Raw genomic sequence first — 19863 nt, 5'->3', positions numbered from 1 at the left:
TCAGGCCCGCCTTACGCCGCGGTTGGAATAGCGCTCGGCACGGTCGAACGCGACGGTCGAGAGCGACGTCAGCACCAGGTACAGCGCCGCCGCGACCGTGTAGAACAGGAACGGGTCGCGGGTGACGCCGGCCGCGACCTGGGCGGAGCGCATCAGCTCCGCCAGGGCCGTGACCGAGATCAGCGCCGTGTCCTTCAGGGTGAGCTGCCAGACATTGCCGAGGCCGGGCAGGGCGTAGCGCAGCGTCTGGGGCAGCAGGATGCGTAAGAAGATCTGGCTCCTGCGCATCCCCACGGCGCGCCCGGCCTCGATCTGGCCGAACGGCACCGCCTGGATGGCGCCCCGGATCACCTCGGTCGAATAGGCGCCGGAGATCAGCCCGACCGACAGCACGCCGATGGTGAAGGCGTTGATCTCGATGTAATCGGTGTAGCCGAACATGGCGGCGACCGCCATGATCGCGTTGCCGCTGCCGAAGAACAGCAGGTAGATCACCAGCAGCTCGGGCACGCCGCGCACCACGGTGGTGTAGACCTCGGCGATGGCGCGGGTGACGATGCCGCCGTTCAGCTTGGCGGTGGCGCCCAGAACCCCGAACACCTGGCCCAGCGCGAACGAGCAGAGCGCCACCGCAAGCGTCATCAGCGTGCCGCGGACCAGCTCGTCGCCCCAGCCGGTGTCGCCCCAGGCGAGCAGGTCAAGCATGGCGCGGGATCCGGCTTCCGGTCACCCCCGGACCCTTACTTGATCGAGGTGTCGTAGCCGAACCACTGGGTCGTCAGCTTCGTGATGGTGCCGTCGGCGGTGGCCTCCTTGATCGCCTTGTCCAGCTTGGCCTGGAGCTCGGTGTCGGCCTTGCGCACGCCGGCGCCGACGCCCTCGCCCAGGACGCCGCGCGAGAAGGCGGGGCCCAGTTTGGTGATGTCCTTGTTCTGGTCGCCGGCCTTGATCAGGCCCTCGATCGCCGAGCGGTCGGCGACGATGGCGTCGATCCGGCCGGACACCAGGTCGAGGCCGAGATTGTCGACCTTGTCGTAGGTCCTGACCTCGACGCCGGGCATCAGCTGCTCGAGCATGTTCTGCTGGATGGTGGAGACCTGGACCCCGACGGTCTTGCCCTTGACCGCGGCACCGGTCTGGTCGATCAGCTTCTGCTCTTCCGGGCTGATCTCGGCCATGTCGACCGCCGTCGTCGGCAGGTTCAGATCGAGCAGCGGGCTACCCTTCATGGCGGCGAAGACGGTCGGCTCGGTGGCGTAGGGGCCGGCGAACGAGATGACCTGCTTGCGCTCGTCGGTGATCGACATGCCGGCCATGATCACGTCGTATTTCCGCGACTGGAGGCCCGGGATGATGCCGTCCCAGTCCTGGGCCATCACTTCGCAAGTGGCGCCGATGCGCTTGCACAGCTCGGCCGACAGGTCGATCTCGAACCCGATCAGCTTGCCCGAGGCGTCCATGCCGTTCCACGGAAGGTAGGCGCCTTCGGTGGCGATCCGCACCTTGGTCTGCGCCTGGGCCTGCGGGGCGCCGGCGACGGCGATCAGGATCATGCCGGTTGCGACGGCTGCGAGGGTCTTCTTCAAGATACGGTCTCTCCTGTTCATCGACTTGTCGTCGCTGTCTTGTCGGTCTTTTTCGTTGGCGGTCTTTTTCATCGGTCAGAGATTGCGCGCCAGGAACTGGCGGCAGCGCTCCGACTGGGGATCGGCCAGCACCTGGCCGGGCGGTCCCCGTTCCTCGATCCGGCCCTGGTGCAGGAAGATGACCTCGCTCGACACTTCGCGGGCGAAGCCCATCTCGTGCGTCACGACGATCATCGTCATGCCCTCGTCGGCGAGCTGGCGCATCACGCGGAGCACCTCACCGACCAGCTCGGGGTCGAGCGCCGAGGTCGGCTCGTCGAACAGCATCACCTTTGGCTGCATGGCGAGCGCCCGGGCGATGGCGACGCGCTGCTGCTGCCCGCCGGAGAGATGGCTGGGATAGGACTTGGACTTGGCCTCCAGCCCGACCTTCTCGAGCAGCGCCTCGGCCCGCGCGACCGCCTCGGCCTTCGGGACGCCCAGGACATGGACCGGCGCCTCGATCACGTTCTGGAGCACCGTCATGTGGCTCCACAGGTTGAAGCCCTGGAACACCATGCCGAGCCGCGACCGGATGCGGTCGACCTGGCGGGCGTCCGCCGGCACCGAGTGGTGGCGGCCCTGCTTCATGCGGATCAGCTCGCCGTTGACCCAGACGCGGCCCTCGTCGGGCGTCTCCAGCAGGTTGATGCAGCGCAGGAAGGTGCTCTTGCCGGAACCGCTCGACCCGATCATGGAGATCACGTCGCCCTCATGGGCCACCAGGGAGACGCCCTTCAGCACCTCGAGCTGTCCGAACCGCTTGTGGAGATCTTCGACGACGATGGCCGCCCCGGGATCGGGGCAGGGGATCTGGTTCGCTGGCGGCGGCTGTGACAGGGCCATGCTTCCGATCTGACTGCTAGCGAATATGACGGCAACAGGCTATCCGGGCAGCCGCCGCAGCGCAAATCCGATTTTCCACATTACTCCAATTTGAGGCGAAGCCGCGCCGCCGGTCCGCTTCTTCTTGAGAATCGTAGCTTGGGAACGATCACGAGGCGGCTCAGCCGCCCTGCTTCAGCCTTTCCAGGAGCGACTGGACCTCGGCATGCTCGGGCGAGCCCGGCGGGAGCTGGGTCAGCAGCCGGCCCCAGAGCTGGGAGGCCTCGGCGGTGTTGGCGGCGCGCGCGGCGTCGAGGCCGACGAAGTAGAGTGCCTGCGGGTTGTCCGGCTGGATCTTCAGCACGTCGCGCAGCACCGCCACGGCGGGGGCGGGCGGGGCGTCCTGGTCGCCGCCCGACGCGATCAGCGCGTCGGCATAGGCGGTCAGCAGGTCGACCCGGCCCGGTGCGGCCTTGACGCCGGACGCCAGGGCCTCGGTCGCCTTGTCCCGCTCGCCCAGCACCCTGTAGGCGCGGCCCAGGCGGAGCCAGCCGTCGGCGTCGTCCGGGTTGTCGTTCAGGCGGCTGGCGAGGCCGTCCACCATGCTCCGGATCATGGTGTCGCGCTGTTCCGGAGTCATGTCCGCGGCGCCGGCCATCTGCTCGCGCGTCGGACCGGGGGCTCCGGGAGTGGGCGCCGCCTGGGCCTGCGAGGGCGGCAGCGGCTGGGGAATCACCGTGGCGGCGTCCACGCCGAGCTGGCTGGCGGTGTCGGAGATGCGCTGGCGCACCGTGGCGAGCCAGGGCGCGTCGGCCGGGCTCTCCGCCGCCAGGGCGACCCAGCGGTCGAGCGCGCCGCGCAGGTCGCCCGCCTGGGCGCGGGCGAGCGCCAGGTAATAGCGGGCGCGGGCGTCGCGCGGATCGGCCTGGAGCACGGCGTCGAAGGTGCGGACCGCCTCCTCCGGCACCATGCCCTGGTTGGCCGCGGTCATGGCCTCCGCATAGGAGGACAGGATGCCGGTGTCCTTGCCCTGGCTGACGCCGACGGCGTTCCGGTAGGCTTCCGCGCTGTCCTCGAACCGGCCCATGCGGGTATAGGTCTGGGCGATCAGCAGCCAGCCCTGGAGATCGCCGGGTTCTTCCTTGAGGTGCTGTTCCAGCTTGGCGATGGCCTGCATCACTTCGCCCGGCGTGCCGCCGTTCGGCGGGGCTTCGCGGGAAGCGAAGGGCTGGGCCGGCAGATTGGGATGGCCGGTCGGGACATAGACGGCCAGCGCCCCCAGCGGGATCAGGGCGCACAGCGCCAGCGCCACCCAGCGGCCGCCCCGGCCGGGTGCTGCGGCGCTAGAGGCGGCCTTGCGCTCGCCCTCGTCCTCGTCCGCGACGGCCAGCATGCGGCGGCCGATCTCGGCGCGGGCGGCCTGGGCCTGCCGCTCGTCGATGACGCCGCGGGAAAGGTCGTGGTCCAGTTCCGCCAGCTGGTCGCGGTAGACTTCCATGTCGTAGGGGGCACGGCCGGCGGACGACTGCCGGGCGCGCAGCAGCGGGGTGAGGACCAGGGCGGTCACGGCCGCCGTCATCAGGGCGGCGACGATCCAGAACAGCATGGTATCAGGTATCCTCGCGCAGCAGCCGGTCCAGCCGCTGGCGTTCCTCGGGAGTCAGCGGGGCGGCGGTCTCGCCTCCGGCCACGGCGCGCTGGCGGCCGTGCAGGAACAGCGCCGCGCCGATCCCTCCCAGCAGCAGCACGACCGCCGGGCCGATCCACAACACGTAGGTGCTGGCTTTGAAGGGCGGACGCAGCAGCACGTAGTCGCCGTAGCGCGCGGTGACATAGTCCAGGACGCCGGAATTGTCGTCGCCCGCCACCAGACGCTGGCGCACCAGCACCCGCAGGTCGCGGGCGAGCGGCGCGTTGCTGTCGTCGATCGACTGGTTCTGGCAGACCAGGCAGCGCAGCTCCTTGCTGATCTCGCGCGCCCGCGCCTCCATCGCCGGATCCTTCAGCACCTCGTCGGGCTGGACCGCCAGGGCGGGCGAGGAGATGAACAGGAGGAGGGCGGCGAGGCAGGCCCGCAGTCCCGCCCTCATCCCTGGAGCTCCCTGATCAGCGGCAGGATCGTCCGTTCGACCTCGTCGGGCATCACGGGACCCACGACCTTGTAGCGGATGCGGCCCTCGGCATCGATCACGTAGGTCTCCGGCACGCCGTAGACCCCCCAGTCGATCGACGCCCTGCCGTCCTGGTCGGCGCCGATGGCGGCATAGGGGTTGCCGCCCTGGTTGAGCCAGCGGACCGCGTCCTCCGGCTTGTCCTTGTAGTTGATCGCCTTGACGGTGACGCCCTGCTCCCGGGCGAGGCGCATCAGCACGGGATGCTCGACCCGGCAGGGCACGCACCAGGAGGCGAACACGTTGACCAGCTGGACCTGGCCCTTCAGGTCGGACGTCGCCAGGCCCTTGCCGTCGTTCAGGAGCGGCGGCAGGGCGAATTCCGGCACCGGCTTGTCGATCAGGGCCGAGGGCACGACCGAGGGGTCGCGGGTCAGGCCTACGGCGAAGTACCCGGCCAGGACCACGAACAGGCCCAGCGGCAGGATGTAGATCAGGCGGCGCATCTCAAGTTTTCCTGTTCGGGCTGTCCAATCGGCGGCCTATTCGGCAGGCTGGGGCACGGGCGGCCGGTTCCGCCGGCGTTCCGGCACGCCGATCCGGAAGCGCCGGTCGCTGAGCGAGACGCAGCCCCCCGCCACCATGACCACGCAGCCGATCCAGATCCACGGGACCAGCGGGTGATGGTACAGGCGGGTGGCGTAGCCGCCGGTGCCTTCCTGCTCCTGCCCCAGCACGATATAGAGGTCGGACACCCAGTTGGTCCGGATCGCGGCCTCGGTGGTCGACATGCGGGCGACCGGGAACCAGCGCTCCTCCGGGTGCAGCGTCGCGATCACCTCGCCGTCGCGGATGACCGTGAAGGTGGCAGACTTCGCCTGGTAGTTGGCGACCTGCTGCTGGTGGACCTCGTCGAACCGGATGTCGTAGCCGGCGATCTGCGCCGTGTCGCCCGGCCGCATCAGCTGGATGCGCTCGGTCATCCAGGCCGCCGACCCGGTCATGCCGGCGATCGCGATGCCCATGCCGGCATGGGCGATGGTCATGCCCCAGCTCGACCGCGGCAGCCCGGCGGCCCGGCGCCAGCTTTCCCCGAGGGGGGCGCGGAACAGCTTGATCCGGTCGGCCAGCTCGACGATGGCGCCGAAGAAGGCCCAGGCCGCCAGCGCCACGCCGAGCAGCGCCAGCACCGGCCCGCCCTGGTAGGCGTAGAGGGCGCCCAGCACGCAGATCACGGTCAGCAGGGCCGCGAACTTGAGCCGCGACAGGGCGCCGGCCAAGTCGGCGCGCTTCCACGCCAGCAACGGCCCGACCGACATCGCCGCGACCAGCGGCACCATCAGCGGGATGAACGTGGAATTGAAGAAGGGCGGCCCGACCGACACCTTGCCGGCGCCAATCGCGTCCAGGAACAGCGGGTAGAGCGTGCCCAGGAACACGGTCGCGGTCGCGGTGGACAGCAGCAGGTTGTTCAGCACCAGCGAGCCTTCCCGGCTGACCGGGGCGAACAGCCCGCCCATCTTCATGGACGGCGCGCGGATCGCGTAGAGCAGCAGCGCCCCCGCCGTGGCGATCACGAGCAGCACCAGGATGAAGACGCCGCGGGCGGGATCGACCGCGAAGGCATGGACCGAGGTCAGCACGCCCGACCGGACCAGGAAGGTGCCGATCAGCGACAGCGCGAAGGTCAGGATGGCGAGCAGGATGGTCCAGCTCTTCAGCGCGTCGCGCTTCTCCACCACGATGGCGGAGTGCAGCAGCGCGGTGCCGGCCAGCCAGGGCATGAAGGAGGCGTTCTCGACCGGGTCCCAGAACCACCAGCCGCCCCAGCCCAGCTCGTAATAGGCCCACCAGGACCCCAGCGCGATGCCGAGCGTCAGGCCGGCCCACGCGGCCAGCGTCCAGGGCCGCACCCAGCGCGCCCAGGCGGGATCGACCCTGCCCTCGATCAGGGCGGCCACGGCGAACGAGAAGGCCATGGAGAAGCCGACATAGCCGAAATACAGGAACGGCGGATGGAAGGCGAGGCCGGGGTCCTGGAGCAGCGGGTTGAGGTCGTTGCCGTCGAGCGGCGCCGGATCGATCCGGATGAAGGGATTGCTGGTCGCCAGGATGAACAGCAGGAACCCGACGCCGATCATGGCCTGGACCGACAGCACCCGCGCCCTCAACGTCGGCGGCAGGTTGCGGCCGAACAGGGCGACGGCGGCGCCGAACAAGGCCAGGATCAGCACCCACAGGACCATCGAGCCCTCGTGGTTGCCCCAGACGCCCGACACCTTGTAGAGCATCGGCTTCATGGAGTGGCTGTTCTCGACCACGTTCAGAACGCTGAAGTCGGACACGACATAGGCGTAGGTCAGCGCCAGGAAGCTGACCAGGATCATGGCGAACTGGCCGATCGCGGCCGGCTTCGCCACGTCCATCCAGGCGGTGTCGCCGCGCGCGGCGCCGACCAGCGGCAGGGTCGCCTGGACCAGCGCCAGGAACAGTGCCAGGACCAGGGCGTAATGGCCCAGTTCGGGGATCACGGCGCTACTCCTCAGCGGTTCTGGACAGGGGCGCGGTTTCGGTCAGGGGCGCGGCGGTCGTCAGGGGACTCGTCGCGGATGCCGGCACGGGGGCCTCCAGCGACTTGGTCGCGTGCTGGGGAGCGCCGGCGCGGGTCAGCGCGTCGGCCACCTCGGGCGGCATGTAGTTCTCGTCGTGCTTGGCAAGCACCTCGCGCGCCACGAACACGCCGTCGGGACGCAGCCGTCCCTCGGCGACGACGCCCTGCCCTTCGCGGAACAGGTCGGGCACGATGCCGGCATAGGTGACGGGGACGGACCGGGCGGTGTCGGTGACCCGGAACTCCATGGTCAGGCCATCGGGCAGGCGCTTGACGCTGTTCTCCTCGACCAGCCCGCCCAGGCGGAAGCTGCGCTCGCCGACCTGCTGGGCCGCGAGGTCGGACGGGCTGTAGAAGAAGACCAGGTTGTCCTCGAACGCGGTCAGCGCCAGCGCGGTCGCGGTGCCAAGCCCGAGCAGGGCCAGGCCCAGCATGTAGAGGCGGCGTTTCTTGCGGGTCATCCCTCGTGTCCTTCCGCGGCGGGCAATCCTGATGGTGCCGGAGCCGATGGAGCGCGCGCGCCGTCGCGGCGGTTCCGGTCGCGCCGCCGCGGGCGGCTCGTCTCCAGGGTCTTCAGCAGGGCTTCGTGACGGCGAAGGCCGCGCAGGCTGGCGACCAGCATGCCCATAAGAAAGACGGCCGCGACCCCGTAGGCCGGCCAGACATAGGCGGCATAGCCGCCCATCGAAAAGAACTCAGCCATGATCCCGCCAATTGATCCCTCGCCGGGCGCTCTCGAGGGCGCCCTTGACCGCCTTCATGCTTACCAGTTCTCCCACCAAGCAGTCATCCCACCAGAATGCGCCGATTGAAAGGCAATCCGTCTTGGCGGTCCATTGCCCATTTGGTCCGAATTGTCCGGACCGACACAGGGTCGCGACGCCATGACGCAGGTCGGGGCGGATCTTCGCCGCTTACCGGGATCCTTCGGCACTATGACAGCGGGGAGGGTTGCAGACAAGCCGGCGAGCAGCGCCTGTGACAATCGAACGGTGCCGGGGCCGCGGCCGGCTTTGACCGATGGACTTAACCACGAAGGTTTAATACCCTCGGGAAGGAACCGGTCGCTGTTCAACCGCACCGGGTTGTCTCTCCGGATGGAAACCGCGGATGTCCCAAGCCTTCCTGTCCCGTCTCCTGGCTCCCGTCCTCTCGCGCCTGTCCGGCACCCCCGCGCTGGTCCTGTGCGGCCTGCTCGCGGCGGGGCCGGCCCTCGCGGCGCCCGCCTGCACGGCGGCCCGGCCTACTCCGCTGGTGCCGACCGACGGCGCCCTGTGCGCCTCCCTGGCCGAGGCGGTGCGCAAGCCGGGCGCCTTGCCGCTCGACCAGTACGAGACGAAGCTGGGGGACTATCTGCGCAACTTCTGCCACCGGGACACGGCCGCCGGGTGGGTGCGGGACAAGCGGGTGCGCGACACCGGCCCTTATACCGCCAGCCTCCAGGACGGCAAATGGGTCGGGACCTACGCGGGCACCCACGCGCCGGTGGTGATCTGGTACTCGCCCGAGATGGTGGAGTGGCTGAAGGTCAACCGCCCGTCCGACGAGGCCGCCGCCCCGGCGGACCCGGCGCCGGTCCCCGACGGCGCGATCATGGTCAAGGAGATGTTCCCGGCGCCGGCCGCCGCCTGCGACGGCGTCGATCCGGTCAACCTGCTGCCGACCAGCGGCGCCGCGATCATGGTGCGCGACGCAAAGGCGTCCCACGACGGCTGGTTCTGGGGCTGGTTCGGCTGGAGCGGCTGGGCGCCGGACTGGCCGCCCGGGCCGACCAACCCGCTGGCCAACATGGGCTTCGGCCAGTACTGCCTGAACTGCCACGCCTCGGCCAAGGCCGATCATACCTTCGTCAGCCTGAAGAACATGCTCGGCCAGCCGGGCGAGCCGCTGGTCTTCCTCAGCCAGCATTTCTTCGAGGCCCCGGCGCCGGAGATCCACCACAGGCTGGTCAGCCTGCCGACCGACGACGCGGCGCGGCTGGGCCAGCCGCAATACGGCTACGACACCGACATCGCCAGCGGCCTCAAGATCGCCGGTCTGCCCAAGCCGACCTGGGAGACGGTGTCGAAGATGCCGTCCCAGACCTATGACAGCGTCTGGGTCAAGGCCGGCCCCCCCGGCGCCGCCAGCGAGTTCGTCACCTCCGACCAGTGCATGGGCTGCCACGACGCCGGCAGCACCGGCCTGCAGTTCGACATGACCAGGCCGAACCCCCACGGCGCCAAGCTGCTCAACCTGTCGCCTTATGCCACGTGGTGGACCTCGCCCATGGGGCTGGCCGGGCGCGACCCGATCTTCTTCGCCCAGCTCGCCAGCGAGACCCAGACCTTCCACCCCGAGAGCGCGGCCCTGGTGGAGAACACCTGCCTGGGCTGCCACGGCATCCTGGGCCAGCGCCAGTTCACGGTGGACAAGTTCGCCGAGACCGGGCAGTGCCAGGACTTCCTGCGCTCCTTCGCCGACGCGGTGCCGTTCCCCGCCGGCAACCCGACAGCCGGGCACGCGCCGTACGGCGCGCTGGCGCGCGACGGCGTCTCCTGCACCGCCTGCCACCGCATGGCGCTGGGGGCGGAGGCGACGGCGCAGTTCAAGGACGCGCCGCAGAACGCCTGCATCGCCGAGCGGCAGGCCTTCCTGAACCCGGACAATACCGGCTTCGCCCGGACCTTTACCGGCAGCTTCCTGGTCGGCCGGCCGGACACGATCTTCGGCCCCTTCAAGGACCCCAAGGTCAAGCCGATGGAAGCGGCGCTCGGCAACCGGCCCGAGTACCACGCCGCGATCACCAGTTCCGAGACCTGCGGCACCTGCCATACGGTCCATCTGCCGGTGCTCGACAAGGGCAAGGTGCTGACCCACGTCTACGAGCAGACGACATATCCGGAATGGGCCTTCAGCGCCTACCGCACCGGCGAGGGCGTGGACGGCAAGCTGCCCGGCGGGCCGGGTGCCACGCCCGCGAGCTGCCAGGACTGCCACATGCCGAGCAAGGACGAGAACGGCAAGCCGTACCGCAGCAAGATCGCGAGCATCCAGGAATATTCCAACTTCCCCCAGGCCGAGAACAACCTGGGACCCGAGGACATCGACCTGCCCGTGCGCGACGGCTTCGCCCAGCACACGCTGGTCGGGCTGAACGTCTTCTTCACCAAGATGGCCCAGCAGTTCCCCGACATCCTGGGCATCCGCACCCAGGACCCGATGCTGGTGTCCAAGGGCGTCGATCCGCTGCTCCGGACCGAGCAGGCGATGCTCGACCAGGCTTCCGGCGGCACCGCCGCGATCGCGGTGACGGGGGTGGAGACGGACGGCGGCAACCTGCGGGCGACCGTCGCGGTCACCAGCAGGACCGGGCACAAGCTGCCGTCCGGCGTGGGTTTCCGCCGCGCCTTCATCGAGTTCGACGTGCTCGACGCCAACGGCAACGTGCTGTGGGCCTCGGGCCGGACCAACGGCGCCGGCGTCATCGTGGACGAGGCGGGCAAGCCGGTCGCCGGCGAGCTGTGGTGGAACGACGACTGCTCCGGCCGGGCCAACGCCGGCAGCCTGCCGCACCAGCCGCATTACCAGGTGGTCAGCCGCCAGGACCAGGCGCAGATCTACCAGGAGCTGGTGACGGCGCCGCCCGCCAACCTGCCGGCGGGCCAGGCCCCCGTCTGCGGCCATGACGTGAAGCCGACCGGCGATTTCACGACCAGCTTCCTGTCGATCTGCGCCGACGTGAAGGACAACCGCATCCTGCCCCACGGCTTCCTGGGGCTCGACCAGCGTCTCGCCATCGCCAAGGCGCTGGGCGCCGGCCCCGACCTTGCCGAGGACGTGGCCCCCACGGCGGTGGGCGACGATCCCGACTACCGCGACGGCGGCGGCGACACGCTGGTCTATGCCGTGCCGCTGGCCGACCTGAAGGGAACCGCGGCGTCGGTCAAGGCGACGCTCTACTATCAGGCGACGCCGCCCTACTATCTCCAGGACCGCTTCTGCACCGCCAAGGGCGCCGACACCGACCGCCTGCTGTTCCTGGCCGGCCACCTGAACCTGGACGGCACCGAGGCGCAGGACTGGAAGCTGAAGATGGTGGACAGCGGCGCGGTGCCGGTGACGGCTGCGGCGGCGCAGGGTGGGAAGTGACGGGGGACGGGCTGCGGGACGTCGCGTTCAGCGATCACGCCTTGGCCGGGATGGCAAGGCGTGGATTGTCCAGATCGGACGAGTGGTCGCACAACGGTTTATCATCGAAGCAGACTCCGGCCGATCTTTTCTGGTGCGTGTTTTCATCGATGCAGACCGGGTGCCGGCCGCCGTGGCTGCGGCGTACCGCACCGGAAAGCTTGCGAAGTATGAGGGCGGCTCATGAAGATCACGTACCACCCGGCAACCGACACCCTGTCAGTCGTGCTTCGTGACGCCATGGTGGTTGAGAGCGACGAGGACAAGCCGGGCATAATCCTCGACTACGACGGAACAGGCGCCCTCGTGGCGTTGGAAATCCTCGACGCATCGAAAAACGTCGAGGGCGTGTCTTCCGTGGAATTCAAGGTCGCTGTCTAGATCGGTATCCAAATAATGGTTCGGCACAATGTTTTTATTGATTTATCGTAGGTCGGCCTCGGCCGAAGGCCGACGCCGACAGCGTGGCCGGAGCGTTGACGCAGGGTGTCGGCGTTCGCCCTGACGGGCGAAGGCCGACCTACGGCACTTTCGCCTTTGATCCGGAAAGAAAGGCGGTTCTTCTGGTCGTCGGCGACAAATCCGGCGGGAGCGGGAAGCGCTTCTACAGGAAATTCATCGACGAGGCGGACCGCCGATTTTCCGCCCATTCGGAACTGTTGAGAGCTGCGAAGGGGATCGGATCCGATGGGCCGGAGCATTGACCAGGTGATCGCCGAACCTCCGTCCGAGCGACAGGAACGCATCGAGGCGAAGTACCGGGAACTGAAGCGGGATGTGGAATGCCTGCGCGAGTTGCGCCAGATCGCCGGGAAGGCGCAGGCCGACATCGCGGCCACCCTGAGCATCAAGCAGCCATCCGTGTCGAAGATCGAGAAGCAGGCCGACATGTATCTTTCGACCCTCCGCAGTTATGTGGAGGCGGTCGGCGGCAAATTGGAGCTGATCGTGAAGCTGCCCGACTATCCGGCAGTGCGTCTGCGGGGTCTCGGAGAAGTTCTCGGGGAAGCATCGGAGGCGGAAACCGGCTAAAACTGCTGGCTTATCTACTTTACGGAAATACCGCGTCTTCAAGGTCCCGGGCATCAGTGCCTTTTGTTCTATTCCATCTCGAACTGCATCGGTGCATTCCCCTGTGGGGTAAAGTCCGCTGGTGCGCTGCGTCGGTGCGTTCGCTCCCTGCGCCGTCAAGACAGCTTCCGTCCGCCGACGTTCGAGTGCCGCGTTGTCGTACCGCTTCGCCAATTCATGCCAAGCCAGGACATCGATGCCCTGCTTGATCGCGGCGGACAGGAAAGGCGTGCGCAAGTCGATCTGGCCCCAGCCGCAGATTTCGTAAGTGACGCTCTCGTTTGCCGCCACATCGGCCGCATGCAGCCATCGTTGCATGGCAAGGAAGGAAGCGCCGTCCTCCTCCCCGATCGCTGCGGTCGGGATAGATACGCCTGCCACCAATGCCATCATCGCCGGGCTCATGCGCGCCCGTCTATCCGCCACGCCCATGGCTGACATCTCCGTTGTCAGATCGACAATAGTATTATTGCCATTTCGTACATAGACGCTACAAGCATCGCGCGCAACACATGCCGAATGCATGTGCTGACCACGAAACTCCGGGAACGGGCGCGCGAACTTGGGATGACCGACGCGGAAGTGGCGCGTCGGGCCGGTCTGACGGAACCACGCTATGGCCACTATGTCGCGGGTACGCGCCGTCCCGACTACGCCACGCTTCTACGCCTCTGCCAAGTACTGGGGACGTCGCCGAACGATTTGTTGGGGTTCGATGCGCCGCCCGACGCGGAGGGCGCTCGCCTGCGGATGGAAGACGAATTGGCGGTTCATGCCCGCGCGTTGTCCGACGACGATTTGTCGTTGACCATCAAGCAGGTGAAGCTGTTGATCGAGCATCGCCGCAAGAATCCGCCCAAAGCCTGACCTCGAAGCGGCTTACTGCTCCGCCACTGCCACCGGCATGGAATGCGACAGGGGGTAGGCGCCCGGGGTCGTCCTCCAACCCTGGTCATAGAGGAGTCTCAGCCGGCCATTGCGATCGCGCCTTACCGTCCCCATGACGCGGCCTGCCGAAAAGGCGACGAGTTCACCGGTCACGATCGGTTCGCCGCGAGATCGTCGAGGAGCCAGTCGATATCGATCGAAGGGATGGGCGACGGGATTGCACCGGCCGGCGGCGCCTCGGTCCCGCCGAGCCCGCCGGCGGCATCGACGGAGAGGCCGAATCCCAGTGCGTTCAGCGTTTGAAGAACGAGGCCGATCTCGGCGCGCGGCTTGCCTTTTTCGATCTCGACGATCCACTGGCGGCTGACACCAGCCAAGCCGGCAAGTTCCCCCTGGTCCAGCCCCAGGCTCCGGCGCCGCTCCCGGATGACCAGCCCGATCTCGATGGCGGTGCGGACAAGCATCTAAGCGTCCCAATAGATGTCGGCGAACGGTGACATTGTAGGAATGACTACGAACGGGGACAATCCTGCAAATCCCCGCTCGACGACTTTCCGGTTGATGACGATATTGGGGACGGCAACGGTGGCAACGACCGACCCGGAACGCAAAAAGCGCCCCGGCAGGGACGCTTACGAACTCTGAACCGTCGTCTGAAACTGGAGCGGGCGAAGGGATTCGAACCCTCGACCCCAACCTTGGCAAGGTTGTGCTCTACCCCTGAGCTACGCCCGCATCGGCGGCTGGTCCGGGTGGTGACCAGCGGTGAGCGCGGATAATACGGAAGTCCGACCCCTTTGCAAGGGCCTTTTTTCGATTCCTCCTCGCCGGTTTGCGCCCTCGCCGGAAGCGGCTATAACAGCGGCGCCACATTCCGCCGGAACACCGAGGTTTCCGCCATGCCCGACCACGCCGACACCGACAACGGTCCCGACACCGGCTCCAATACCGACACGCTGCCGACCTCGCCGGAACAGCTCATCTCGTACCTGGACGGCCTGGGCATCGAGACCACCACCCACTCCCATCCGCCGGTCTTCACGGTGGAGGAGGCGCAGGCGCTGCGCGGGACGCTGCCGGGCGGCCATTGCAAGAACCTGTTCCTGAAGGACAAGAAGGGCCGCCTGTGGCTGGTCGTCGCCCTGGAGGACAGCGCGGTCGACCTGAAGACCCTGGACAAGCGGATCGGCTCGGCCCGCCTGTCGTTCGGCAACGGCGACCTTTTGCGGGAGGTGCTGGGGGTCCGGCCCGGTTCGGTGACGCCCTTCGCCGTGATCAACGACACCGGGCACCGCGTCACGGTGGTGCTGGAAAAGGCGATGATGGCGCACGACCTGCTGAACTACCATCCGCTCGACAACGGCCGGACGACGGCGATCCGCTCGGCCGACCTGCTGAAGTTCCTGTCTTCGACCGGCCACGAGGCCGTGGTCGCCGACCTTGCTGGATAATCCGGCAAGGCTCATCTAAACACGCAGCCATCCGATACACGAAACCAAGACCAGCCAGCTTTCCAGCAACAGGACGCCTTCATGCAGACCATGTTCAATATGCCCGGCGCGCCGGGTGGCGGGCCCAAGCCGGCCGCCGACCTGATCAAGGACACCAGCGACCGCGCCTTCATGGCGGACGTCGTCGAGGCCTCGCGCACGGTGCCGGTGATCGTCGATTTCTGGGCGCCCTGGTGCGGCCCCTGCAAGCAGCTCGGGCCCATGCTGGAGAAGACCGTCAAGGCCGCCAAGGGCGCCGTGAAGATGGTCAAGATCAACATCGACGAGAACCCGCAGGTCGCGGGCCAGCTCCGCATCCAGTCGATCCCGGCGGTCTACGCCTTCTTCCAGGGCCGCCCGGTGGACGGCTTCGTCGGCGCCCAGCAGGAATCCCAGATCAAGCAGTTCGTCGACCGGCTGTCGAAGCTGGCCGGCGGCGCCGACGACGGCGGGCTCCAGGAAGCGCTCGACGCCGCCGCCCAGGCCCTGGAGGACGGGGATGCCGCCACCGCCAGCGAGATCTACAGCCAGATCCTGGCGGTCGAGCCGACCAACGCCGCCGCCTTCGCCGGGCTGGTGCGCTGCCTCATGACGGCCCAGGACTTCGCCCGCGCCCGCGAGATGCTGGACAATGCGCCGCCCGACCTGGCCAAGGCGCCCGAGCTGGCCGCCGTCCGCAGCGCGCTTGACCTGGCCGAGCAGAGTGCCGCCGCCGGCCCGGTCCCGGAGCTGATGGACCGGGTCGCCCGCGACCCCGACGACCACCAGACCCGCTTCGACCTCGCCATGGCGCTCTATGCCGGCAGCAAGCGCGACGCCGCGGTGGAGGAGCTGTTGGAGATCGTGCGCCGTGACCGGGAATGGAACGATCAGCAGGCCCGAAAGCAGCTCGTGAAATTTTTCGAGGCTTTCGGGCCGACTGACAAGCTGACTGTCATGGCAAGACGGAAGTTGTCATCTATCTTATTTTCATGAGCCCAAACCCGTTCGACCCATCCTTCGACCAACTGCCGGAAATCATTTCGATTTTCCCGCTGGCCGGGGTGCTGCTCCTGCCCCGGGGCAAGTTGCCTCTGAACATCTTCGAGCCCCGCTACCTGGCGATGATCGACGATGCGCTGTCCGGCAACAGGATTATCGGCATAATCCAGCCGTCCGATCCCCTGAGCCGCGCCAGCGCTCCGCCGGTCTATCCGATCGGCTGTGCCGGCCGGATCACCAGCTTCACCGAGACCGACGACGGCCGCTACCTGATCACGCTGACCGGCGTCAGCCGGTTCGAGATCGTGCGCGAGCTGCCGATCGTGCGCGGCTACCGCCGCGTCACGGCCTCGTGGGAGCGGTTCGCCGGCGATCCGAGCGAGCCGGGCCCCGCCCTGTTCGACAGGGCGCGGCTGGTCGAGGGGTTGCGCACGTATTTCAAGATCCAGGGCATTTCGGCCAACTGGGACGCGATCGAATCGACGCCGGACGAACGTCTGGTGACGTCGCTCGCGATGATCTGCCCGTTCGAGCCGTCGGAGAAGCAGGCCCTGCTGGAATGCGGCACTCTGTCCGAACGGGCCAGCATGATGATCGCCATCATCGAAATGGCTGTCCTCGACAAGCGGGACGGCGATACCATGGCCCGGCACTGACCCCGGCACCGATCCCGGTAATGGACGGGGAATATCGGCTGCCGGGCCGCATCGAGGGGACGAGGACGTGAGCGATACCAAAACGGGGTCGGCGGCGAAGGTCGACCCCAAGCTTCTGGAAATCCTGGTCTGCCCGCTGACCAAGGGGCTGCTCCGCTATGACGCTGCGGCGCAGGAACTGATCAGCGACCAGGCGGGGCTGGCCTATCCGATCCGCGACGGCATCCCCATCATGCTGGTGGACGAGGCCCGGACGCTGGATGCCGACACCGCGCATCCCACCCACTCCCATCCGGCCGGCGGCCATTCCTCCAAGACGGCGGGCCACTGATGACGCCCGCCTCCGGCGAGTCCTTCGCCACCGATCCGTTCGGCACGCAGCACTGGCCGGTGGAAGTGCGGCTGAAGAAGGCCGAGAAGCGGCTGGAAATCGAGTTCGACGACGGCCGCCGCTTCTCGCTACCCGCCGAGCTGCTGCGGGTCGAGAGCCCGTCGGCGGAGGTCCAGGGCCACGCTCCCAGCCAGAAGCAGATCGTTTCCGGCCGCCGGCATGTCGGAATCATGGGGCTGGAGCCGGTCGGCAACTACGCGATCCGGATCCAGTTCGACGACATGCACGACAGCGGCATCTTCTCCTGGAAGTACCTGTACGAGCTGGGAGAGCACCAGGACGAGCTGTGGGCCGACTATCTCCGGGAACTGGAAAAGCGCGGGCTCAAGCGCGATCCCCAGTAACGTCCGGTTCCCGCTCGCAGGGGTGGGCCTTGGCCCACAGGGCCGTCGCCGACGACGGACTCCAAGGTTGTTTTATACCTTCGGCGTTCACCTTTCAGGCGAAGGCCGATCTGCGATCCGGGTCGCGGTTCATGCTGCCGGCGCTATGGCGGTGCCCGGAATCGAAAAGCCGCGCCCAGTATACTCGATACTGACGAGCGCGGCTCGATCCGATCGGCCATGCGGCGCGGCACTGCGTGGCGTCAGGCGCGCCAGAACGGCTTCGAGGCTTCCGACTGCGCTTCCAGGTCGGTCAGGCCGATGTCGCGCAGCATGTGGGCATCCAGGTCCATCAGTTCACGACGGCTGACGATGCGGTACTTCCAAGTCTTCAGGGTGTCGGTCAACCGCTGCATAAGGTCAGCGGAAGAGTCGGCCGAACGTCGACCGGCGTAACCGGACGTGCGAACTGCCAGTGCCATGATGTGAGTCCTCAATAGAATAAGGCCGGCGTCGATCGCCGGCCGCCGTTGCTTGCAAACGGGAATATGGGGGCATGCTGCACCTGCGAGAAGTGCGGCTTCCACATGGTTGGCATGAGGCCATGCCATAGCTGGTTAATTAGCGATCAACCAAATCATGGTTAACGCAGTTCGTTACCGAAGTATCGGGACGAGACGTTCCATCGCCTGGGCGAGGCATTCCGGCGAGCTGGCGAAGCAGAGCCGCAGGTAGCCCTCGCCGCCGTCGCCGAAGGCGGCACCCGGCGCCAGCCCGACCAGCGCCTCGTCCACGATGCGCTTCGCCAGTTCAAGGCTGTCGCCGGCGCCTTCGACCGAGAAGAAGGCGTAGAAGGCCGCGTCGGGACGCTGGACCCGCACCCGCGGCAGGGTCTCCAGAGCCGAGCACACGATGTCGCGGCCGGTCCGGCAGCGCTCGACCATCTCCTCCAGGAACGGCTCGCCCTGCTCCAGGGCCGCCAGGCCCGCCTTCTGGACGAAGCCGGCGACGCCCGAGGTGTTGAACTGGATCATCTTCTCGTAGACCGGCCCCATCGCCGCCGGAGCGACGACCCAGCCCAGCCGCCAGCCCGTCATGGCCCAGTTCTTGGAGAAGCTGTTGATGACCAGCAGCTTGTCCTCCGGCTCCGAGACGTCGAGGAAGGAGGGCGCGCGGCCGCTGCCGTCCATGCCGCCGTCGAACACCAGGCGGGAATAGACCTCGTCCGCCATGACCCACAGCCCGCGCTTGCGGGCGAACTCCATGATGCGCCGCTGGTCCTCGGTCCCGATGGTCCAGCCGGTCGGGTTGCAGGGCGAGTTGACGAAGATCATCCGGGTGCGCGGGCCGCAGGCGTCGAACAGCCGGTCCAGGTCCAGCGTCCATTTCCCGCTCTCCAGCGCCAGCGGCACCTGACGCACCACGCCGCCCATGATCCTGATGCTGGCGAACACGTTGGGCCACACGGGGGAGACCACGACCACCTCGTCGCCCTCGTCGATCAGGATCTGCATCGACAGGGCGATGGCCGACATGCCCGAGCCGGTCACGGTGATCCGGTCGGTCGCGACATCGGCACCGTATGTCCGCCGGTGATAGCCCGACAGGGATTCCCGCAGTTCCGGCAGGCCGCGCTGCCAAGTGTAGAAGACATGGCCGTCGCGCATCGCCTGGTACGCCGCGTCCATGACGAAGCCCGGCGTCGGCACGTCGCCTTCGCCGAACCACAGCGGGATCAATCCGTCGCGGCCCCTGCCATGGTTGGCGACCACGCCGATGAGGCTGTTGGGCAGTGCCGTGATCGCGGGACGGATGTCGGGACCGGTGGTCATGGGACGGGCAACCCTGGTGGCAAGAGGGGGAGTGCGCCGACTTCGGTTGACGCTGCAACCGTCATACCGTGGAGCGTCCTGTTTGTATAGCGCGCTGGGGCATGAATTCCTCTCATGCGGGCATGAGAAAGCCTATGTTGAAGCGGGAGCCGGTGTGAGCGACGCTCCGGGCAAGATCCGGAAGGCGATCATGGGAGGAAACCAGCGATGACCGATGCCATCCACGAGGGCGGATGCCTGTGCGGCGCCGTCCGCTACCGGGCGACCGGCGCCCCCAACGACACCAATATCTGCTACTGCACCCAGTGCCAGAAACAGACCGGCGCGCCGCTGCCGGCCTTCGCCAGCTTCCCGCTCGACCGCTTCGAGATGGTCCGGGGCGAAGTGGGCGCCTACCGGGCGTCCGACTTCGCGACCCGCGAATTCTGCCCGCACTGCGGGTCGGCCCTGTTCTGGCGGCGCGACGGCGCCGACTATGTCTCGATCTCCCTGGGCGGGTTCGACGACCCATCCGACTTCCCGCCGCCGAAATACGAGATCTGGACCGCCCACCGGATCAAGTGGCTGGACAACATTCCCGGCGTCGACAGCTATCCGGGCGACAATTGATTTCCGTTACTTAGAGCTGTGCCCGATCGCGTCGATCCGTTCCGGTCCACGCGGCCTGCCGTTCCACTCGCCGCGTCGCGTTGGGCCATGGGCGCAACCTACGGTTCGATGCAGGGCGGAGGTGATGCGGGCCGACGATCGTAGGTTGCGCCCATAGCGCAACGCATCGGATCAGTTGTCTCGGGCGGATCGACCTGATCGGGCACAGCTCTAGCCACGGATGCACGCATAAGGACACAGATGAGTTTTCGCAGCCCGTCATGCCGACGGAATGCCGAAG

Annotated in this window: 22 protein-coding genes and 1 tRNA gene; 9 read left to right on the top strand and 14 right to left on the bottom strand. The window is 67.6% G+C overall.

Annotation, left to right across the window (positions count from 1 at the left end):
- The 9 genes from DPR14_RS25770 to ccmD form a co-directional block, all read right to left on the bottom strand.
- Positions 1-705 (bottom strand): ABC transporter permease, encoded by a 705-nt coding sequence (locus DPR14_RS25770; RefSeq protein ID WP_158047692.1) that lies wholly within the window; start codon positions 703-705, stop codon positions 1-3.
- A 35-nt stretch (positions 706-740) separates the two neighbouring features.
- Positions 741-1586 (bottom strand): transporter substrate-binding domain-containing protein, encoded by an 846-nt coding sequence (locus DPR14_RS25765; RefSeq protein ID WP_158047691.1) that lies wholly within the window; start codon positions 1584-1586, stop codon positions 741-743.
- 75 nt (positions 1587-1661) lie between these two features.
- On the bottom strand, positions 1662-2471 hold the full coding sequence (locus DPR14_RS25760) for an ABC transporter ATP-binding protein (RefSeq protein ID WP_158047690.1): 810 nt from the start codon (positions 2469-2471) through the stop codon (positions 1662-1664).
- Between the two features lie 160 nt (positions 2472-2631).
- A complete protein-coding gene (ccmI, locus tag DPR14_RS25755; protein WP_158047689.1) occupies positions 2632-4056 on the bottom strand; it encodes a c-type cytochrome biogenesis protein CcmI in 1425 nt (474 codons plus the stop codon).
- Positions 4057-4060: 4 nt separating this feature from the next.
- On the bottom strand, positions 4061-4540 hold the full coding sequence (locus tag DPR14_RS25750) for a cytochrome c-type biogenesis protein (RefSeq protein WP_158047688.1): 480 nt from the start codon (positions 4538-4540) through the stop codon (positions 4061-4063).
- Positions 4537-5067, bottom strand: coding sequence for a DsbE family thiol:disulfide interchange protein (locus DPR14_RS25745; protein WP_158047687.1), 531 nt, complete (start codon positions 5065-5067; stop codon positions 4537-4539). Before DPR14_RS25745 ends, DPR14_RS25750 begins: the two co-directional genes overlap by 4 nt.
- Before the next feature lie 36 nt (positions 5068-5103).
- Positions 5104-7092: a heme lyase CcmF/NrfE family subunit gene (locus DPR14_RS25740; RefSeq protein ID WP_158047686.1), complete on the bottom strand. Its 1989-nt coding sequence runs from the start codon at positions 7090-7092 to the stop codon at positions 5104-5106.
- Positions 7093-7096: 4 nt separating this feature from the next.
- Positions 7097-7633, bottom strand: a complete 537-nt coding sequence (ccmE, locus tag DPR14_RS25735; protein WP_158047685.1) for a cytochrome c maturation protein CcmE — start codon at positions 7631-7633, stop codon at positions 7097-7099.
- Positions 7630-7875, bottom strand: coding sequence for a heme exporter protein CcmD (gene ccmD / locus DPR14_RS25730; protein ID WP_158047684.1), 246 nt, complete (start codon positions 7873-7875; stop codon positions 7630-7632). Before ccmD ends, ccmE begins: the two co-directional genes overlap by 4 nt.
- A 407-nt stretch (positions 7876-8282) precedes the next feature.
- Here ccmD and DPR14_RS25725 point away from each other — a divergent pair, with 407 nt between their 5' ends.
- Both DPR14_RS25725 and DPR14_RS25720 read left to right on the top strand, forming a co-directional pair.
- On the top strand, positions 8283-11303 hold the full coding sequence (locus DPR14_RS25725; RefSeq protein ID WP_211103877.1) for a hypothetical protein: 3021 nt from the start codon (positions 8283-8285) through the stop codon (positions 11301-11303).
- Positions 11304-11525: 222 nt separating this feature from the next.
- Positions 11526-11723 (top strand): DUF2283 domain-containing protein, encoded by a 198-nt coding sequence (locus DPR14_RS25720; RefSeq protein WP_158047683.1) that lies wholly within the window; start codon positions 11526-11528, stop codon positions 11721-11723.
- A 234-nt stretch (positions 11724-11957) separates the two neighbouring features.
- Here DPR14_RS25720 and DPR14_RS29210 read toward each other — a convergent pair whose 3' ends face one another.
- Positions 11958-12845 (bottom strand): hypothetical protein, encoded by an 888-nt coding sequence (locus DPR14_RS29210; RefSeq protein WP_425500996.1) that lies wholly within the window; start codon positions 12843-12845, stop codon positions 11958-11960.
- 87 nt (positions 12846-12932) lie between these two features.
- Here DPR14_RS29210 and DPR14_RS25700 point away from each other — a divergent pair, with 87 nt between their 5' ends.
- A complete protein-coding gene (locus tag DPR14_RS25700; RefSeq protein WP_158047681.1) occupies positions 12933-13280 on the top strand; it encodes a helix-turn-helix domain-containing protein in 348 nt (115 codons plus the stop codon).
- Positions 13281-13450: 170 nt separating this feature from the next.
- On the opposite strand, the gene DPR14_RS25695 is transcribed toward DPR14_RS25700, so the two are convergent.
- Both DPR14_RS25695 and DPR14_RS25690 read right to left on the bottom strand, forming a co-directional pair.
- Positions 13451-13765 carry a helix-turn-helix transcriptional regulator gene (locus DPR14_RS25695; protein ID WP_158047680.1) on the bottom strand — a complete coding sequence of 105 codons (315 nt, stop codon included), beginning with the start codon at positions 13763-13765 and terminating at the stop codon, positions 13451-13453.
- Positions 13766-13961: 196 nt separating this feature from the next.
- Positions 13962-14036 (bottom strand) — tRNA-Gly (locus tag DPR14_RS25690).
- Between the two features lie 164 nt (positions 14037-14200).
- On the opposite strand from DPR14_RS25690, the gene DPR14_RS25685 reads away from it, so the two are divergent.
- The 5 genes from DPR14_RS25685 to DPR14_RS25665 all read left to right on the top strand — a co-directional run bounded on the left by DPR14_RS25685 (position 14201) and on the right by DPR14_RS25665 (position 17163).
- Complete coding sequence (locus DPR14_RS25685; RefSeq protein WP_158047679.1) at positions 14201-14752, top strand: prolyl-tRNA synthetase associated domain-containing protein; 552 nt, start codon at positions 14201-14203, stop codon at positions 14750-14752.
- Positions 14753-14833: 81 nt separating this feature from the next.
- A complete protein-coding gene (gene trxA / locus DPR14_RS25680) occupies positions 14834-15766 on the top strand; it encodes a thioredoxin (protein ID WP_343038685.1) in 933 nt (310 codons plus the stop codon).
- Complete coding sequence (locus DPR14_RS25675) at positions 15763-16428, top strand: LON peptidase substrate-binding domain-containing protein (protein ID WP_158047678.1); 666 nt, start codon at positions 15763-15765, stop codon at positions 16426-16428. The genes trxA and DPR14_RS25675 overlap by 4 nt, the downstream gene beginning before the upstream one ends.
- Positions 16429-16495: 67 nt before the next feature.
- Positions 16496-16759, top strand: a complete 264-nt coding sequence (locus DPR14_RS25670) for a Trm112 family protein (RefSeq protein ID WP_246148588.1) — start codon at positions 16496-16498, stop codon at positions 16757-16759.
- Positions 16759-17163 carry a gamma-butyrobetaine hydroxylase family protein gene (locus DPR14_RS25665; protein WP_158047677.1) on the top strand — a complete coding sequence of 135 codons (405 nt, stop codon included), beginning with the start codon at positions 16759-16761 and terminating at the stop codon, positions 17161-17163. Before DPR14_RS25670 ends, DPR14_RS25665 begins: the two co-directional genes overlap by 1 nt.
- Before the next feature lie 242 nt (positions 17164-17405).
- Here DPR14_RS25665 and DPR14_RS25660 read toward each other — a convergent pair whose 3' ends face one another.
- Positions 17406-17558 carry a DUF1127 domain-containing protein gene (locus DPR14_RS25660; RefSeq protein ID WP_158047676.1) on the bottom strand — a complete coding sequence of 51 codons (153 nt, stop codon included), beginning with the start codon at positions 17556-17558 and terminating at the stop codon, positions 17406-17408.
- Positions 17559-17798: 240 nt separating this feature from the next.
- The gene (locus tag DPR14_RS25655; protein WP_158047675.1) at positions 17799-18974 is read right to left on the bottom strand and encodes a pyridoxal phosphate-dependent aminotransferase; all 1176 of its coding nucleotides are present in this window, start codon (positions 18972-18974) and stop codon (positions 17799-17801) included.
- A 207-nt stretch (positions 18975-19181) separates the two neighbouring features.
- On the opposite strand from DPR14_RS25655, the gene DPR14_RS25650 reads away from it, so the two are divergent.
- Positions 19182-19583 carry a GFA family protein gene (locus tag DPR14_RS25650; protein WP_158047674.1) on the top strand — a complete coding sequence of 134 codons (402 nt, stop codon included), beginning with the start codon at positions 19182-19184 and terminating at the stop codon, positions 19581-19583.
- Positions 19584-19863: the final 280 nt, after the last annotated feature.

The organism is Skermanella pratensis (genome assembly GCF_008843145.1).
Lineage (GTDB): Bacteria > Pseudomonadota > Alphaproteobacteria > Azospirillales > Azospirillaceae > Skermanella > Skermanella pratensis.
The sequence above is the reverse complement of the archived record's forward strand: the minus strand, read 5'-3'. Positions and strand labels throughout refer to the sequence as shown.

Coding starts and splice junctions, on each gene's coding strand:
- DPR14_RS25695 (WP_158047680.1), bottom strand. CDS start 13,765: ATGCTTGTCCGCACCGCCATCGAGATCGGGCTGGTCATCCGGGAGCGG.
- DPR14_RS25675 (WP_158047678.1), top strand. CDS start 15,763: ATGAGCCCAAACCCGTTCGACCCATCCTTCGACCAACTGCCGGAAATC.
- DPR14_RS25725 (WP_211103877.1), top strand. CDS start 8,283: ATGTCCCAAGCCTTCCTGTCCCGTCTCCTGGCTCCCGTCCTCTCGCGC.
- DPR14_RS25655 (WP_158047675.1), bottom strand. CDS start 18,974: ATGACCACCGGTCCCGACATCCGTCCCGCGATCACGGCACTGCCCAAC.
- DPR14_RS25745 (WP_158047687.1), bottom strand. CDS start 5,067: ATGCGCCGCCTGATCTACATCCTGCCGCTGGGCCTGTTCGTGGTCCTG.
- DPR14_RS25660 (WP_158047676.1), bottom strand. CDS start 17,558: ATGCAGCGGTTGACCGACACCCTGAAGACTTGGAAGTACCGCATCGTC.
- DPR14_RS25770 (WP_158047692.1), bottom strand. CDS start 705: ATGCTTGACCTGCTCGCCTGGGGCGACACCGGCTGGGGCGACGAGCTG.
- ccmE (WP_158047685.1), bottom strand. CDS start 7,633: ATGACCCGCAAGAAACGCCGCCTCTACATGCTGGGCCTGGCCCTGCTC.
- DPR14_RS25700 (WP_158047681.1), top strand. CDS start 12,933: ATGCATGTGCTGACCACGAAACTCCGGGAACGGGCGCGCGAACTTGGG.
- ccmD (WP_158047684.1), bottom strand. CDS start 7,875: ATGGCTGAGTTCTTTTCGATGGGCGGCTATGCCGCCTATGTCTGGCCG.
- DPR14_RS25760 (WP_158047690.1), bottom strand. CDS start 2,471: ATGGCCCTGTCACAGCCGCCGCCAGCGAACCAGATCCCCTGCCCCGAT.
- DPR14_RS29210 (WP_425500996.1), bottom strand. CDS start 12,845: ATGGGCGTGGCGGATAGACGGGCGCGCATGAGCCCGGCGATGATGGCA.
- DPR14_RS25750 (WP_158047688.1), bottom strand. CDS start 4,540: ATGAGGGCGGGACTGCGGGCCTGCCTCGCCGCCCTCCTCCTGTTCATC.
- DPR14_RS25720 (WP_158047683.1), top strand. CDS start 11,526: ATGAAGATCACGTACCACCCGGCAACCGACACCCTGTCAGTCGTGCTT.
- trxA (WP_343038685.1), top strand. CDS start 14,834: ATGCAGACCATGTTCAATATGCCCGGCGCGCCGGGTGGCGGGCCCAAG.
- DPR14_RS25665 (WP_158047677.1), top strand. CDS start 16,759: ATGACGCCCGCCTCCGGCGAGTCCTTCGCCACCGATCCGTTCGGCACG.
- DPR14_RS25685 (WP_158047679.1), top strand. CDS start 14,201: ATGCCCGACCACGCCGACACCGACAACGGTCCCGACACCGGCTCCAAT.
- DPR14_RS25650 (WP_158047674.1), top strand. CDS start 19,182: ATGACCGATGCCATCCACGAGGGCGGATGCCTGTGCGGCGCCGTCCGC.
- ccmI (WP_158047689.1), bottom strand. CDS start 4,056: ATGCTGTTCTGGATCGTCGCCGCCCTGATGACGGCGGCCGTGACCGCC.